Genomic DNA, 16,409 nt, shown 5'->3' with positions numbered 1-16,409 from the left:
CGCATGATGCGCTACGCGAAGTGCGTGAGCGCCCTTACCCAAACACCCTCTTCCACAACGCCAGCACCGCCTCGCGCTCGGCCGCGACCAGCGCCGGATCGACCCGCGCCTTCTCCATCCCATCGAGCCGCAGCGTGTGCTGCAGCTTGCGATAGCGCCGATAGGCGGCGCCGACCGTCTCCGCTTCCGCTTCGCTCATCAGCCCGAAACGCGACACCTCACGCAGCAGCGCGATATTGCCGGTATTGCGGATCAGCTCGGGATCGCGCGCCGCATGCAGCAGCACCCAGTACTGCACGGTGAACTCAATATCGACCATGCCGCCGCGGTCGTGCTTCAGGTCGAACAGCGCCGGCGTATGGTTCGGGTGCCCCGCCTCGACACGCGCACGCATCTCGACGATCTCTTTCGCGAGCGGCGCCGCTTCGCGCGGCGTCGTCAGCACCTGTTCGCGGATCGCCTCGAACTTCGCGCCGATCTCCGGATCGCCCGCGCAGTAGCGCGCACGCGTCAGCGCCTGATGCTCCCACACCCACGCGGTGTTCGCCGCGTCGCCCTCGCGCAGCTGGTAGCGGCGGAACGCATCGAGGTCGGTGACGAGCAGGCCCGACTCGCCGTTGGGTCGCAGCCGCAGGTCGATGTCGAACAATGTGCCGGCGCCGGTCGCGGTGGTCAGCCATGTGATCAGACGCCGTGTGTAGGTTGCGTAGACGTCGGCGGCGGCATCGCCGGGATCGTCGTACAGGAAGATCACGTCGAGGTCCGACGCGTAGCCGAGCTCCTTGCCGCCGAGCTTGCCGTAGGCGATCACCGCAAAGCGCGGCACGTCGCGATGACGTTTGGCCAACTGCTTCCACACGGCTTCGATCGTCACGTCGAGCACTGCGTCGGCGAGCTCGGACAGCCGGTCGCTGACGTGCTCGACGGACAGCTTGCCGGCAAGATCGATCAGCAGAATGCGGAACACCTCGGCCTGATGCGCGTGACGCAGCAGATCCATCTGCTGCTCGACGCCATCGGCGGCGGCGAGCCGCAAACGCAACGTACGCTTGAATTCAGCCCAGTCGAACGGACTGTTGATCGCCTCGGCGTCGAGCAGCTCGTCGAGCAGCTGCGGATGGCGGATCAGATAGCCGGCCGCCCAGCGCGAGCCGCCCAGCACCGACAGCACCTGGTGCAGCGCCTGCGGATACTCGGTCAGAAGCGCCAGATACGCGCCGCGCCGGCTCACCGCTTCGAGCAGATCGAACAGGCGCGCGACCGTATCGCCGCGCCGCCCGGCAGGCTCCAGCGTGCGCGCGGCTTCGAGCGCGCGCTGCGCGACGATGTCGAAACGCTGCCGGCTGCGCTCGTTCAGGCCCGTGTAGCGCGACGAGCGCCACACCGCCTGCAGCCGGGCGAGCAGCTCACCGGGCTCGGCCACCCCCAGTTCGACGAGGTGCGCGCGCAGTGCGTCGTCGGCGCTATCGTCGGCGAGCGCGCTGCTCCATACCCACGCGGCCGCGCCGTCCTCGGGCGCGCCGCAACCGTCGCGGCCGCCCACCTTGTCGGCGAAAATCTGGTCGAACTGCCGTTCGACGAACTCGCGATGCGCGTCGAGCTTCGTCATCAATTGCGGGTAGTCGTCGCAGCCCATCGCGCGCGCGAGCGCCATGCGGTCTTCGGCACCGACGGGCATCGCGTGGGTCTGCGCGTCGTTGCGATATTGCAAACGATGCTCGAGCTCCCGCAGAAAGCGATACGCCTGCGACAGCTTCACGCACACCGACGGGTCCATCAACCCATGCGTGGCCGCGTGGCGCAGCACGGAGAGCGTCGGCCGCACGCGAAAGCCGGCGTCCTGGCCGCCGCGGATCAGCTGGAACACCTGCGCGCTGAATTCGATTTCACGGATGCCGCCACGGCCGAGCTTGATGTCGTCGGCCTTGTCGGGGCGCATCGACGCGCGGCGCTGCGCCTCCTGGCGGATCTGCAGATGCAGCGCGCGAATCGCGCTGATCACGCCGAAATCCAGATAGCGTCGATAGACGAACGGCGTGACGATCGCCTCGAGCTGCTTCTGCAGCCGCTGCGCCGAGGCGCTCGCGCCCTCGGACACGAGCCGGCCCTTGATCCACGCGTAGCGCTCCCACTCGCGGCCCTGCACGTAGAAATACTCTTCGAGCATGCCGAGGCTGCATACGAGCGGCCCCGAATCGCCGTTCGGCCGCAGACGCATATCGACGCGAAACACGTAGCCGTCGGCGGTGACTTCGGCGAGCGCGCCGATCAGCCGCTTGCCGAGCCGCGTGAAGAACTCCTGGGTCGCGAGCGGCGAGCGCTGGCCGCCGGCGGTCTCGCCGTCGTCCTCATAGACGAAGATCAGGTCGATATCCGACGACACGTTCAGCTCGCGCCCGCCGAGCTTGCCCATACCGACCACGCCGAGCGTGAGCCGTTCGCCCTGCTGGTCGCGCGGCTCGCCATACAGCGCTTCGAGCTCGGCGCTCAGCACCGTCAGCGCGCGCTGGATCGTGGTTTCCGCGAGATCGGTCATCGCGCCGGTGACTTCGGCGATATCGGCCTCGCCGGCCAGGTCGCGCTCCATCACCGCGCAGAATACTTCGGTGCGCAGCTGGCGCAGCGCGCGCTTCAGCGCATCTTCGTTGACCGGCGCACCGGCTGGGGCCGCCGCCTCGGCGCACAGTTCGTCGAGACGCGCGTCGATGCGCTCGCGCGTCAGCGGTTCGTCGGCCAGCGCGCCGACATGCGCGACCAGTTGCGGGCGGGCCGCGGCGGCGCGCGCGGCATAGTGCGAATAGCTGGAACTCAGGAGGGTGGCGTCAGTCATCAAAAATCTGGCTCGCTCGTTGCTTGATCGAATTTGTCCGGCGGTATCCTGACGGTGTCCGGGTGTCGTTCCGGGGTCGTTGTCGTGTCGTTCCGTCGTCCCATCGGCATGCGGCGACAAGCGTGCCGGACCCCGTGCCGGATGGTCTCGCCAATCGCCGTCACGGGCCGTCGGACAGGGTTTGCAGGAGGTCCGCCGACGCTTTCCCGTGTGTTACATTTCGTCGTTAACACGCAAAACTACCATACGCCCAGCCGCCGCAGCATGTCCGAGCGAAACGAATCCGCCGACCCGCAAACCCCACCGCAGGTCCGGCATGTGAGCGGAAGCGACCACATCGTGCTGCGTCGGACGTTGCGCGTGCTCACCGCGCTCGCGCTCGTCCTCTATTTCATCGCGGGCGGACTGTTTCTGGGTTTGCGCTACGTGGTGCTGCCGCGCGCCGACATGTTCCGGCCGCGCATCGAAGCCGCGGTCTCCGACAAGCTGCGCACCCAATTCACGATCGGCCGGCTCGCGCCGCACTGGAGCGGCTTCCAGCCAGGGCTCGATGTCACGAATCTCGTCATCCGCGATCACGACGGCCAACCCGCGCTGACGATTCCGCACGCCACCGCGTCGGTGTCCTGGCGCTCGCTGTGGGAGTTTCATCTGGCGCTGTCGAGCCTGATCGTCGATGAGCCGGACGTGCTGGTGTCGCGCAGCGAGGACGGCGTGCTGTCGGTCGCGGGCGTGCCGGTGCCGACGCGCCACAGCGGCAACGACGCGCTGTCCACCTGGTTGTTGCGTCAGCAGGCGATCGTCGTGCGCGGCGGCGTGCTGCGCTGGCGCGACGCGACGCGCAACGAACCCGAACTGGCGCTGCGCGACATCCGCATCGCGATCCTCAATGACGGCCGCGACCACCGCATGGCGCTGCAGGCGCCACCCGACGGCCAGGTGCTGAAAGGCCCGCTCGACTTCCGCACACACTTCCGCCACGCGCCGCTCTCGGCGCTCGGCAAGCCGATCAACTGGAGCGGGCAGGTGTACATGTCGACGGGCCCGGTCGATCTGCCGACACTCGCGCGCTACATCCAGTTCCCGATAGAGACGTTCGCCGGCCGCATCGACAATGCAATCTGGATCGACTTCAGCGAAGGCCGCATGACCGAGGCGACCGGCCAGTTGAGCGGTTACGACGTCGCGATGCGCGTGCGCCCGACCCAGCCAAGGCTGCTCGTGCCGATCACCCACTTTCTGTGGCGCGTCGAGGCAAACGAAGGCGAGTACCGGCTGCAGCTGTCGGACCTGCGTGCCGAGCTCGGCCAGCCGCCGCTCGAAGACGGCACGCCGCTCACGCGCATCCTGCGCTTCCGGACCCTCGACAGCCGCTACCGGATGGCGTCGCAGCAGCATGGGCAGCTTTTGAGCATCAGCGGCGATCGCGTCGATCTCGGCATCCTCGCCGAATTCAGCCGCGCGCTGCCGCTGCCGCGGCACTTTCTCAATGAACTCGTGCGCATCAATCCGCGCGGGCTCGTCGCGAACTACGTGATCGAGGTCGAGCGCGGCAAGCCGGAATCCGGAGAAGTGGGCAGCGACCATCGGCCCACGGGTGCTGAACCGATCGAGCGTTATCGCTTCAAGGGCGATTTGCAGGGCATCAGCTTTGCCGCCCAGGAGCCGGGGCCGGGCCTGACGCCGCGCGGCCACCCGCGCGCCGGCGTTCCCGGCATCGAAAACCTGTGGGGCAACGTCGACGCCGATGAAAAAGGCGGCCACGCGAACCTCGATACGACCAACGTGGCGATCACGCTGCCGGGCGTGTTCGACGATCCGCGTCTCACGCTTGCGCGTCTGCACGGTCGCGCCGACTGGACGATGGGCACGAAGGCACCGGGCGACACGCGTCCCGCGTTCGCGGTCAAGCTCAACGATTTCAGCGTATCAAACCCTGACGTCGAGGCGAGCGCGACTGCGAGCTACAGCAATCCCGGCCACGGCCGCGGCTCGCTCGACCTGAAAGCCGACTTCCAGCGCGCGCAGGTGACGCGCATCGCCCGCTATCTGCCGACCGCGGTCAGCGAAAAGCTGCGCATTTACCTCGGCCACGGCTTGCAGGCTGGCGTGTCGCATGGCGGCACGATCGAAGTGCACGGCGACCTGACCAGGTTCCCCTACGCGCGCGACCCCGACGCCGGCATCTTCCGCATCGTCGCGCCGTTCACCGGCGGCAAGTTCGATCCGACGCCGTTCCCGCCGCGCAACATGCGCAACGGCACGCCAAACGTTTGGCCGCCGCTCGACGGCATCGACGGCGTGTTCGAGCTCAAGCAGAACGTGCTGCGCTTCGACATCGACCGCGGCCGTTACAAGCGCGTCGCGCTGACCGGCGTGAACGGCCGCATCGACGACCTCGGCACCAAAGGCTCGAACCTCACCATAGAGGGCAACGGCCGCGGCCCGCTCGCCGATATGCTCGACTACGTGAACGGCAGCTCGCTCGGCATCATGGCGCGGCACCAGACCGAAAAGATTCGCGCGGAAGGGCCCGCGTCGCTCGCGCTGAAGCTGACGATCCCGCGTACGCCGAAGCCGCATATCGGCGTGGAAGGTGCGCTCGGCTTCCAGAACAATCGCCTGAGCGTGAGCAATGCGCCGTCGCTGTCGCAGCTGAACGGCCGGGTGCGCTTCACCGAACGCACGGCCGAGGTCGAGCGGCTCTCAGGCCAGTTCCTCGGCGGTGACGTGCATGCGAACGGCGGCTTGCGGCAAGACGGCACGTACGCGCTCGGGCTCAACGGCCACATCGCCGTCGATGCCGCGCGCGAACTGCATCTGCATGGCCCGGCCGCACAGGTGCTCACGCATATGAGCGGCAGCGCGCCTTATGCATTGCGCGTCACCGGCGCGAAGGGCCGCCTGCCGGAGGTCAGCGCCAACTCTGATCTGAGCGGCCTCGGGCTCGATTTTCCAGCGCCATTCAAAAAGACGGCCGGCACACCGATGCCGCTGCACTTCTCGGTCAATCCGTCGACGGTGCCGGGCGAAGCCGGCCTCGAACGCGCCGACCTGACGTTGGGGCCGGTCGCCGCCGCGTATCTGCTGCGCTATCGGCCAAACGCGCAGCCGCGTACGTCACCGACCGTCGTGCGCGGCGCGATCGGCGTGAACCGGCCGGTCGACCTGCCGTCCGAGGGCGTGGTCGCCGCGGTGGACATCAAGGAGTTCGATGCCGACGCCTGGCGCGCGCTCGCCGCGCAGCTGCGCGCGGGCGTGAGCGCGGGCGGGGCGAATGGCGTGAACGGCGGTGCGAACGGCGGCAATACCGCCAGCAGCGCGGCCACACCCGCGGCCCCGCCGAATCCCATGCTCACGCAGTTCCTGCCGAACCGCTTCGCGCTGCACATCGACATGCTTACGCTGCTCAAGCGTCACTGGGACAACGTGATCGTCGGCGCGTCGCACGCGGACCGCACGTGGCAGGCGAACGTCGCGTCAAATCAGGTGTCAGGCCACGTGTCGTGGCTGCCGGGAGCGACCCGCGAATCGCCGGGCGAACTGCAGGCGCGCTTCGCGCGCGTCGTGATTCCGTCGGTCGCGGACAAGGACCTGCTCGGTCCGGCGATGTCGGCGCCCGCGCTGAACATGCCGTCGATCGATCTGGTCGTCGACGAGCTGATCGTGCACGATCGCAACGTCGGCCGGCTCGAGGTCGACGCGCACAACTTCAAAGAAAACGGCGTGCCGGTCTGGCAGCTCGACAAGCTCGACGTGACGAACCCCACCGCGACGCTGACCGCGACCGCGAACTGGCGCACCTCGACCGAACTGCCCACCTCGGCCGACGAAGCCATGCCGCGCCGCACCGTGTTCGATTTCAAGCTCGACATCAAGGATGCCGGCGCAATGCTCGAGCGCTTCGGTCTGCCGAGAACGCTCAGGGGCGGCACCGGCTCGATTCAGGGCAAGGCCGTGTGGCAGGGCGGCCCGACCACGATCGACTATTCGACGCTGAACGGCAACCTCGCGCTGGATCTACGCCACGGGCAGATCCTGAAGGTCGATCCGGGCGTCGCGACGCTGCTCGGCGTGCTGAGCCTGCAAAGCCTCGCGCGCATCGCCACACTCGATTTCCGCGATGTGATCGGCGAGGGCCTGCCGTTCTCGAGCGTGACGGGTACCGCGCAGATTCATGACGGCATCGCCCGCACTGACAACTTCAGGATGGTGACCGCGCCGGCCCGCGCCGAGATGGTGGGCTCGGTCGACATCGCGCAGAAGAGCCAGGACCTGCACCTGCACGTAGTGCCGACCGTCAGCGCCGGCTCCGCGGTGATCGCCGCGACGGTCATCAATCCGCTGATCGGCCTCGGCGCGCTGATCGCCGATATCGCGTTCACGCATGGGGTGTCGCACGTCTTCGCGCGCGACTACGCGATCACCGGCTCGTGGTCGAAACCGCACGTCGAGCGGGTGACGGGCGAACGGGGTAAGATTGACGCTCCGGCTTCGACCGTGGAAGCGCACTGAGCTCCGGTTTCCCTGGCGCCGCCGTCTCGAACCACGCGGCCGCTCGTGCCGCTCTATCGACTCAATGCGCCAACGGGGCCGAGCCAGCCCAGAACCATGCATGCGGCGCCCGCGCTTCACACCGCCGCCCGCCGGGAGTCTTTCGACACGCTCATGAGCGAAACACACGTCACTTCATCCGCATCCGCCGCAACGTCCAGCGGCCTTGTAGCCAGCCCCTTCCGGGTCGCCGCGCTGCAGATGGTCAGCTCGCCGGATCGCGATCGCAATCTCGCCGACGCAGAGCGCCTGATCGCCGAAGCCGCCGCCGACGGCGCGCAACTCGTGCTGCTTCCCGAGTATTTCTGTTTCATGGGCTTCAAGGACACCGACAAGCTCGCCGTGCGCGAGCCACATCAGGACGGCCCGATCCAACGCTTTCTCGCCGACGCCGCGCGCCGCCACCAGATCTGGGTGATCGGCGGCACCCTGCCGCTGAACGCACCGGAGCCGTCGCGCGTACTGAACACGACGCTGGTGTTCGACCCGAACGGCAACGAGGCCGCGCGCTACGACAAGATCCACCTGTTCAACTTCGAAAAGGGCGAAGAATCGTTCGACGAAGCGCGCACGATTCGACCCGGCACCTCGGTGCAAAGCTTCGAGGCGCCATTCGGCCGGGTCGGCCTGTCGGTCTGCTACGATCTGCGCTTTCCCGAGCTGTACCGGCGCATGGGCGACTGCGCGCTGATCGTGGTGCCGTCCGCGTTTACCTACACGACCGGCCGCGCGCATTGGGAACTGCTGCTGCGCACTCGCGCGATCGAAAACCAGTGCTACGTGCTCGCCGCGGCGCAAGGCGGCAAACATGAAAACGGCCGCCGCACCTGGGGCCACAGCATGCTGATCGACCCGTGGGGCGAGATCGTCGCGGTGCGCGACGAGGGCGCCGGCGTGGTCGCGGGCAACCTCGAACGCGCGCGCATCGACGAAGTGCGGCAGAGCCTGCCGGCATGGCGTCATCGCGTGCTGACCTGAAACCGACATTGAAACTGCGGCGCCTGCCACGCATATAGCGACGCAGGCGCTCCCCGACCCCTTCGTATCGAGCAGAGCATACTTCGCATGAACATCATCGAACCCGGTATCCGTAATCTCGCCGCCGCCAAGGACATCCTCCTCACGCCCTATGGTCTCGACGAATCGCTGCTCACGCGCACGCTCGCCGAAATCTTCACGCACCGCGTCGACTACGCGGACCTGTACTTCCAGACCACCCGCAGCGAAGCGTGGAGTCTCGAGGAAGGCATCGTGAAGTCGGGCAGCTTCAGCATCGATCAGGGTGTCGGCGTGCGCGCCGTGTCGGGCGACCGCACCGCGTTCGCCTACTCGGACGACCTGTCGCCCGAAGCGATCCGCCAGGCGGCCACCGCCACGCGCGCGATCGCCAAGGCAGGCGGCGGCAAGCAGAAGATCAAGGTGGCGTCGTCGCTGACCGGCATCGCTGGGCGCGATCTGTACCTGCCGTCCGACCCGCTGCATTCGCTCGACGCCACCGCCAAGGTCAAGCTGCTCGAGCGCATCGAGCAGATGGCGCGCGGCCGCGACCCGCGCATCCAGCAGGTGATGGCGGGCCTCGCCGGCGAATACGACGTGGTGCTGGTCGCGCGCAGCGACGGCGGCTTCGCGGCCGACATCCGGCCCCTCGTGCGTGTGTCGGTGACGGTGATCGCCGAGCAGAACGGCCGCCGCGAAATCGGCAGCGGCGGCGGCGGCGGGCGTTTCGACTACGGCTATTTCACCGATGAAGTGCTGTCGCGCTATGTCGACGATGCGGTGCACGCCGCTCTCGTCAATCTCGACGCGCGTCCGGCACCGGCCGGCGCGATGACCGTCGTGCTCGGGCCGGGCTGGCCCGGCGTGCTGCTGCACGAGGCGATCGGCCACGGACTCGAGGGCGACTTCAACCGCAAAGGGTCGTCGGCATTCGCGGGACGCATCGGCGAGCAGGTCGCCGCGAAGGGCGTCACCGTGGTCGACGACGGCACGCTGCCGAATCGTCGCGGCTCGCTCAATATCGACGACGAAGGTAATCCGACCCAGTGCACGACGCTGATCGAGGACGGCATCCTGAAGGGCTACATCCAGGACACGCTGAACGCGCGTCTGATGAAGATGCCGGTCACCGGCAACGCTCGACGCGAATCGTACGCGGCGCTGCCGATGCCGCGCATGACCAACACGTACATGCTGAACGGCGACAAGGACCCGCAAGAAATCCTCGCGTCCGTGAAGAACGGCCTGTATGCGGTGAACTTCGGCGGCGGTCAGGTCGACATCACGAACGGCAAATTCGTGTTCTCGGCCTCCGAGGCGTACATGATCGAGAACGGCAAGATCACGTATCCGGTCAAGGGCGCGACGCTGATCGGCAGCGGACCGGAATCGCTGAAGTACGTCACGATGATCGGCAACGACATGAAGCTCGATTCGGGCGTGGGCGTGTGCGGCAAGGAAGGCCAGAGCGTGCCGGTGGGCGTCGGTCAACCGACGCTGCGCATCGAGCGGATGACGGTCGGCGGCACGGCCTGATTTCGTCACGGATGCACGCTTCGCGCACGCAAGACGCGAAGTGTGCGGGTTTTTCGCATTTTTCGACGCTCCAGCTTGTCAACCGAGCCTGTACCGGGTTATAAAGTCACTCACCCTTTTTGACCAGCGACGCATTCACTTCGCCATGTCCGCCAAGTTTTATTTTTACTTTTTTTGGTATCTCAGACCGCTGGCGGATCGAGAGGGGTGTTAGTGCACGCAGGACACCGAGAATTCCCGAAAAACCGCCAGCTAGCCTGGCGGTTTTTTTTTCGTCTCACGCTTTTCGATACCTGACTGACATTTTGTCGTTGACCAATTTTTGATCGTCGTCCGCTCTGGCCTCGCTGTTTGATCACTGACTGATCGCCCCCGTTGCCCGCGCGAACACGCTACGAACCGATTCAGGAGAACAACATGCCCCCGCACAATACCGATGATGTCCGCATTCGCGAATTGAAGGAACTCACGCCGCCCGCTCACCTGATCCGCGAATTTGCCTGCGACGAGACGGTTTCCAACGTGATCTACGACTCGCGCACCGCGATGCATCGCATTCTGCACGGTATGGACGATCGTCTGATCGTCGTGATCGGCCCGTGCTCGATTCACGATCCGAAGGCCGCGATCGAATACGCGGGGCGTCTGATCGAGCAGCGCAAGCGCTTTGCCGGCGAACTCGAAGTCGTGATGCGCGTGTACTTCGAAAAGCCGCGTACGACGGTGGGCTGGAAGGGTCTCATCAACGACCCGCATATGGACAACAGCTTCAAGATCAACGAAGGTCTGCGCACCGCGCGCGAGCTGCTTCTGCGGATCAACGAACTCGGCCTGCCGGCCGGCACCGAGTACCTCGACATGATCAGCCCGCAGTACATCGCGGATCTGATCTCCTGGGGTGCCATCGGCGCGCGCACGACCGAATCGCAGGTGCACCGGGAGCTGGCTTCGGGACTGTCGTGCCCGGTCGGCTTCAAGAACGGCACGGACGGCAACGTGAAGATCGCCGTCGACGCGATCAAGGCCGCCTCGCAGCCCCACCATTTCCTGTCGGTCACGAAGGGCGGCCACTCGGCGATCGTATCGACCGCGGGGAACGAGGACTGCCACGTGATTCTGCGCGGCGGCAAAACGCCGAACTACGACGCCGACAGCGTCAACGCGGCCTGCGCGGACATCGGCAAGGCGGGTCTCGCCGCGCGTCTGATGATCGACGCGAGCCACGCGAACAGCTCGAAGAAGCACGAGAACCAGATTCCTGTGTGCGCGGACATCGGCCGTCAGATTGCCACGGGTGACGAGCGGATCGTCGGCGTGATGGTGGAGTCACACCTCGTCGCGGGTCGCCAGGATCTGCAGGAAGGCTGCGAGCTCACGTACGGGCAGAGCATTACCGATGCGTGTATCGGCTGGGACGAAAGCGTCGCGGTGCTCGAAGGCCTTGCCGAAGCGGTCAGGCAGCGCCGCGTCGCGCGCGGCAGCGGCAACTGAACGCCTGCCCCGCCACCACGGCGGGGGCTTGTCAGCCGTCCGTAGAAAAAACCTCGGTTCAATCAATTTCGAACCGGGGTTTTTTTATTGGCCATTCGGACGAATGGTACTCAGCCTGCCGCCTCGATATCGTCATAGCTCGTTGCCTGGTCGCTTACACGCTTGACCAGGTTGGAGAATGCGTATAAGATTTTATACATGAGGTGGCGATGGAGCAGGAAAAGGAAATTCGCTGGTTAGGCTCCAGCTACCGTGATCTGCTCGCTTTTCCCAACGAAGCGCGTCGTCTCGCAGGGTTTCAGCTTCACAAGATTCAGTCAGGACTCGACCCCGACGACTGGAAACCGTTCGAGTCTATCGGCGCGGGAACGCGCGAAATTCGCATCAGAGACCAGGACGGCATTTTTCGCGTGATGTACGTGACCAAATACGCCGAAGCGCTGTACGTGCTGCATTGCTTTCAGAAGAAAACGCAGAGGCTCGGACCGTGCGACAGAAAAATTGCCGAAACGCGCTACCGCGCCATCACCCATTACAGGACCACCCAGCCATGACGATCGACACCAACATTCGTCACGTAACGCGAGCCGGCGCGAACGTGTTCCTCGAACTCGGTTTTTCCACCGAGGAAGCGAAGCGCCTTCACGATGCGTCGCAAAAGCAGATCAACGACACGCGGCTGCTCAAGGAACAGCTGATGACCGAACTTTCCACGTGGATCGAACAGCATCATCTGAAGCAGGCCGAGGCGGCCGAAATTCTGATGGTGTCGCGCCCGCGCGTGTCCGACGTCGTCAACAAGAAAACCACCAAGTTCACGATCGACACGCTCGTGGAAATGCTGAGCCGCATCGGCAAGCCGGTCACGCTCGCCGTCGGTTGAGCGTCGGCTCGTGCGAAGCACCGTGCGTGTCCATGCGCACATGTGCGTCGCCATTCACGGCGCGCCACGATCGTGCTGCCACAGCACGTCGGTGCCGCCGTCCGCGCGATTGAGCACGCGCGCCAGCACGAACAGCAGATCCGACAGCCGGTTCACGTACTGACGTGGCGCCGCGTTCAGCGCCTCGTGTTCGCCAAGCGCGACGATCGCCCGCTCCGCGCGGCGGCAAACGGTACGGCACACATGCGAGAGCGCGGCCGCGCGCGAACCGCCCGGCAGAATGAATTCCTTCAGCGGCGGCAGCGTGGCGTTGTAGTCCGCGAGCCAGCCGTCGAGCTGAGCGAGATGCTGTTCGGTAATCATCGTGTGACCGGGAATGCACAGCTCGCCGCCCAGATCGAACAGGTCGTGCTGGATTGCGACCAGCGCCGCGCGTACGTTCTCGGGCAGGTTCTCGCACAACAGCACGCCGAGATTCGAATTGAGTTCGTCGACGTCGCCAATCGCGGCGATACGCGCGCTGTCCTTGCGCACGCGGCGGCCGTCGCCGAGACCGGTGGTGCCGTCGTCGCCGGTGCGAGTGGCGATCTTGCTGAGGCGATTGCCCATGACGTCTCCCATGCATTAGTGACGATGCTGCCAGCTGGTTTGTCCATATTGCACGCATCGCGAAATCGCCGCCATTATATGAGCGGAAGCCGACCCAGCGCTGCCTGGCGGGCGAACGGCGTAAAATGAAACACTTGCTGCAAACAGACCGTTATTTAAAGAAACTTTCATGGGACCGGAGCAAGCGTTGAAGCGCCAACTCCGATCGAGCTAAAGCATGGGACCGGAGTAAGCGCTGTAGCGCTAACTCCGGTCGACACAGGAGACATGCGTGAACCATCCCGTGCCGCCGGCGCCGCTACGCCGGCCGTTTCCCGCCGAATTGCTGAACCAGCTCAAAGCCGCTTTCGGCGATCGGGTTTCCGTTGCCGAAGCCGTGCGTGCGCACCACGGTCGCGACGAATCACCGTTCGATCCGCAACTGCCTGACGCCGTCGTGTTCGCGCGTACAACCGAAGACGTGCAAACCGCCGTCAAGCTGTGCGGCCAGTACGACGTGCCGATCATTCCGTACGGCAATGGCTCGTCGCTCGAAGGACATCTGCTTGCCGTGCAAGGCGGCGTGTCGATCGATCTGTCGGAAATGAACCGGGTGTTGTCGATCAACGCCGAAGACCTGACCGTCACCGTCGAGCCCGGCATCTCGCGCAAGCAACTGAACGAAGCGCTGCGCGACACCGGCCTGTTCTTCCCGATCGACCCCGGCGCGGACGCGAGCATCGGCGGGATGTCGGCAACCCGCGCGTCGGGTACCAACGCCGTGCGCTACGGCACGATGCGCGAGAACGTGCTCGGCCTGACGGTCGTGCTCGCCGATGGCCGCGTGATCAAGACCGGCTCGCGCGCACGCAAATCGTCGGCGGGGTACGACCTCACGCGCCTGTTCGTCGGCTCGGAAGGCACGCTCGGCGTGATAACGGAAATCACGCTGCGCCTCTATCCGCAGCCGGAGGCGGTGTCGGCCGCGGTGTGCACGTTCCCGTCGATGGGCGATGCGGTGCGCGCGGTCATCGAGACGATTCAGATCGGCGTGCCGATCGCGCGTGTCGAGTTCGTCGATTCACTTGCGATCCGCTCGATCAATCGCCATTCGAATCTGACACTGCGCGAAGCGCCCACATTGTTCTTCGAATTTCACGGCACCGAGGCCGGCGTCAAGGAACAGGCCGAACTCGTCCAGGAAATCGCCGCACAGAATGCCGGTGAAGGCTTCGAATGGGCGACCCGCCCCGAAGACCGCAGCCGTCTGTGGAACGCGCGTCACAACGCCTATTTCGCGATGCTGCAACTGAAGCCCGGCTCGCGCGCGGTCACCACCGACGTCTGCGTGCCGATCTCGCGTCTCGCGGAGTGTGTGGTCGAAACGGAGCAGGATCTGTTGGCGTCGCCGCTGCCCTGCCCGATCGTCGGCCATGTCGGCGACGGAAACTTTCACGTCGCGATCCTGATCGACCCGGAAAAGCCCGAAGAGCTCGAGGAAGCCGAGCGCCTGAACCATCGCATCGTGCAGCGCGCGCTGCGGATGGACGGCACCTGCACCGGCGAGCATGGCATCGGCCTGCACAAGATGGGCTTTCTGCTCGAGGAGCACGGCGACGGCGCGGTCGACACGATGCGCTCCATCAAGCACGCGCTAGACCCTCGCAATCTGATGAACCCGGGCAAGATTTTCGCCTGGGCGGCGGCCTGATCGACACTGCGCATGCCGGCCGCGGCAAACCGCTGACACGCCCAGTGGCAACCGCGCCAGGCTGAACACGCAAGTGATGCGAAGCAGGCAGCACGAAACAGCCGGCTCGAACCAGGAAGCCGGACCGGCGCAAGCCACGAGGAGACAACTCACATGAACGCACCCGCTGAACTGTCGGCCGAAGTCCTCGCGAAGCGTCAGCGCGAAGTCGTGCAGGCGCTGATGGCCGTGTTGCCGACCCACTGTCTGCTGTATCGCGAAGAAGACACCGTCGCGTACGAATGCGACGGACTCGCCGCGTACCGGCGTTTGCCGCTCGCGGTCGTGTTGCCGGAAACCGAATCGCAGGTGCAGCGCATCGTGCAGATCTGCCATCGCCTCGAGGTGCCCATCGTGCCGCGCGGCGCGGGCACCGGGCTGTCCGGCGGCGCGATGCCGATTCGGCACGGCGTGGTGGTATCGCTCGCGCGCTTTCGCAAGATCGTCGAAGTCGACTCGTACGCGCGCATCGCGACCGTGCAGCCGGGCGTGCGCAATCTGGCGATCTCCGAAGCCGCGGCGCCGTATGGTCTTTACTATGCGCCGGATCCGTCGTCGCAGATTGCCTGCACGATCGGTGGCAACGTGTCAGAGAATTCGGGCGGCGTGCATTGTCTGAAGTACGGCCTCACCGTGCACAACGTGCTGCGCGTGCGCGCGGTCACGATGGAAGGCGAGATCGTCGAATTCGGCTCGCTCGCGCCTGACGCGCCGGGGCTCGATCTGCTCGCGGTGCTGATTGGCAGCGAAGGCATGTTCGCGATCGTCACCGAGGTCACCGTCAAGCTGATCCCGAAGCCGCAAACCGCGCAGGTCATCATGGCCAGCTTCGACGACGTCGTCAAAGGCGGCGACGCCGTTGCGGGCATCATCGCGGCGGGCATCATTCCGGCCGGCCTCGAGATGATGGACAAGCCCGCCACGCGCGCGGTCGAGGAGTTCGTCAACGCGGGCTACGACCTCGACGCGGCGGCGATCCTGCTGTGCGAATCGGACGGCACGCCCGAGGAAGTCGCGGCCGAGATCGTGCGCATGACCGCGGTGCTGCGCGAGCACGGCGCAACCCGTATCCAGATTTCACGCACGGAAGCCGAGCGCCTGCGCTTCTGGTCCGGGCGCAAGAACGCGTTTCCGGCCGCCGGCCGCATTTCGCCGGACTACTACTGCATGGACGGTACCGTGCCGCGCCGCAGTATCGGGCCGCTGCTCGCGCGCATCGAGGAGATGGAGAAGACCTACCAGTTGCGCTGCATCAACGTCTTCCATGCCGGCGACGGCAACATGCACCCGCTGATCCTGTTCAACGGCAACGACCAGGACGAGTGGCATCGCGCCGAGTTGTTCGGTTGCGACATCCTCGAAGCTTGCGTCGAGCTGGGCGGCACGGTGACGGGCGAGCATGGCGTCGGCATCGAGAAGATCAATTCGATGTGCGTGCAGTTCTCGCCCGAAGAGCGCGACACGTTCCACGCGGTCAAGCGAGCATTCGACGCGCCCGGCCTGTTGAACCCCGACAAGGGCATTCCGACGCGGGCGCGCTGTGCCGAATACGGCAAGATGCACGTGCGCGGCGGCCTGCTGCCTCATCCCGAGCTGCCGCGCTTCTAGCGGCTGGCGTTTGTAGCGCGCATCCACCGTTCGCCGCGCCCGCGCTGATGCTGGCGCGGCCTGCGCGGCGCTTTGCGCCCTCCCCTCCAGACCGATGCCGCGCCCCGTCATGCGGGTGCGCTCCGGCTTGCCAGCGAGCCGCCGCCCGGTACAATCAAACGAAACACAACGAG

Annotated in this window: 10 protein-coding genes; 8 read left to right on the top strand and 2 right to left on the bottom strand. The window is 65.8% G+C overall.

What is annotated here, in order from left to right:
* Window positions 1–34 precede the first annotated feature (34 nt).
* Window positions 35–2,830 (bottom strand): bifunctional [glutamate--ammonia ligase]-adenylyl-L-tyrosine phosphorylase/[glutamate--ammonia-ligase] adenylyltransferase, encoded by a 2,796-nt coding sequence (gene glnE, locus OKW41_RS43085; protein ID WP_429576189.1) that lies wholly within the window; start codon window positions 2,828–2,830, stop codon window positions 35–37.
* 264 nt (window positions 2,831–3,094) lie between these two features.
* On the opposite strand from glnE, the gene OKW41_RS43080 reads away from it, so the two are divergent.
* From OKW41_RS43080 to OKW41_RS43055, 6 genes are all read left to right on the top strand, one after another.
* On the top strand, window positions 3,095–7,345 hold the full coding sequence (locus tag OKW41_RS43080; RefSeq protein WP_429576188.1) for a YhdP family protein: 4,251 nt from the start codon (window positions 3,095–3,097) through the stop codon (window positions 7,343–7,345).
* A gap of 153 nt (window positions 7,346–7,498) precedes the next feature.
* A complete protein-coding gene (locus tag OKW41_RS43075) occupies window positions 7,499–8,362 on the top strand; it encodes a carbon-nitrogen hydrolase family protein (protein WP_184062298.1) in 864 nt (287 codons plus the stop codon).
* A gap of 87 nt (window positions 8,363–8,449) precedes the next feature.
* On the top strand, window positions 8,450–9,916 hold the full coding sequence (tldD, locus tag OKW41_RS43070; protein WP_429453115.1) for a metalloprotease TldD: 1,467 nt from the start codon (window positions 8,450–8,452) through the stop codon (window positions 9,914–9,916).
* A gap of 417 nt (window positions 9,917–10,333) precedes the next feature.
* Window positions 10,334–11,407 carry a 3-deoxy-7-phosphoheptulonate synthase AroG gene (gene aroG / locus OKW41_RS43065; RefSeq protein WP_429576187.1) on the top strand — a complete coding sequence of 358 codons (1,074 nt, stop codon included), beginning with the start codon at window positions 10,334–10,336 and terminating at the stop codon, window positions 11,405–11,407.
* Window positions 11,408–11,616: 209 nt separating this feature from the next.
* Window positions 11,617–11,961: a type II toxin-antitoxin system RelE/ParE family toxin gene (locus OKW41_RS43060; RefSeq protein WP_429453118.1), complete on the top strand. Its 345-nt coding sequence runs from the start codon at window positions 11,617–11,619 to the stop codon at window positions 11,959–11,961.
* Window positions 11,958–12,290, top strand: a complete 333-nt coding sequence (locus tag OKW41_RS43055) for a helix-turn-helix domain-containing protein (RefSeq protein WP_429576186.1) — start codon at window positions 11,958–11,960, stop codon at window positions 12,288–12,290. The genes OKW41_RS43060 and OKW41_RS43055 overlap by 4 nt, the downstream gene beginning before the upstream one ends.
* A 54-nt stretch (window positions 12,291–12,344) precedes the next feature.
* Here the strand turns inward: OKW41_RS43055 and OKW41_RS43050 are convergent, their stop codons facing one another.
* Window positions 12,345–12,899 carry a cob(I)yrinic acid a,c-diamide adenosyltransferase gene (locus tag OKW41_RS43050; protein ID WP_429453122.1) on the bottom strand — a complete coding sequence of 185 codons (555 nt, stop codon included), beginning with the start codon at window positions 12,897–12,899 and terminating at the stop codon, window positions 12,345–12,347.
* Between the two features lie 271 nt (window positions 12,900–13,170).
* Between OKW41_RS43050 and OKW41_RS43045 the strand changes: the two genes are divergently transcribed.
* Together OKW41_RS43045 and OKW41_RS43040 are read left to right on the top strand one after the other, a co-directional pair.
* The gene (locus tag OKW41_RS43045; RefSeq protein ID WP_429576185.1) at window positions 13,171–14,589 is read left to right on the top strand and encodes an FAD-linked oxidase C-terminal domain-containing protein; all 1,419 of its coding nucleotides are present in this window, start codon (window positions 13,171–13,173) and stop codon (window positions 14,587–14,589) included.
* 153 nt (window positions 14,590–14,742) lie between these two features.
* Window positions 14,743–16,236, top strand: a complete 1,494-nt coding sequence (locus OKW41_RS43040; protein ID WP_429453126.1) for an FAD-linked oxidase C-terminal domain-containing protein — start codon at window positions 14,743–14,745, stop codon at window positions 16,234–16,236.
* The last annotated feature ends 173 nt before the right edge of the window (window positions 16,237–16,409 follow it).

Source organism: Paraburkholderia sp. UCT70 (assembly GCF_050434085.1).
GTDB lineage: Bacteria > Pseudomonadota > Gammaproteobacteria > Burkholderiales > Burkholderiaceae > Paraburkholderia > Paraburkholderia tuberum.
Note: the sequence above shows the minus strand (reverse complement) of the source record. Positions and strands in the feature narration are given on the sequence as shown.

Bases quoted from the DNA above. Each gene is read 5' to 3' on its own strand.
- glnE (WP_429576189.1), bottom strand. From the start codon at position 2,830: ATGACTGACGCCACCCTCCTGAGTTCCAGCTATTCGCACTATGCCGCG.
- OKW41_RS43080 (WP_429576188.1), top strand. From the start codon at position 3,095: ATGTCCGAGCGAAACGAATCCGCCGACCCGCAAACCCCACCGCAGGTC.
- OKW41_RS43075 (WP_184062298.1), top strand. From the start codon at position 7,499: ATGAGCGAAACACACGTCACTTCATCCGCATCCGCCGCAACGTCCAGC.
- tldD (WP_429453115.1), top strand. From the start codon at position 8,450: ATGAACATCATCGAACCCGGTATCCGTAATCTCGCCGCCGCCAAGGAC.
- aroG (WP_429576187.1), top strand. From the start codon at position 10,334: ATGCCCCCGCACAATACCGATGATGTCCGCATTCGCGAATTGAAGGAA.
- OKW41_RS43060 (WP_429453118.1), top strand. From the start codon at position 11,617: ATGGAGCAGGAAAAGGAAATTCGCTGGTTAGGCTCCAGCTACCGTGAT.
- OKW41_RS43055 (WP_429576186.1), top strand. From the start codon at position 11,958: ATGACGATCGACACCAACATTCGTCACGTAACGCGAGCCGGCGCGAAC.
- OKW41_RS43050 (WP_429453122.1), bottom strand. From the start codon at position 12,899: ATGGGCAATCGCCTCAGCAAGATCGCCACTCGCACCGGCGACGACGGC.
- OKW41_RS43040 (WP_429453126.1), top strand. From the start codon at position 14,743: ATGAACGCACCCGCTGAACTGTCGGCCGAAGTCCTCGCGAAGCGTCAG.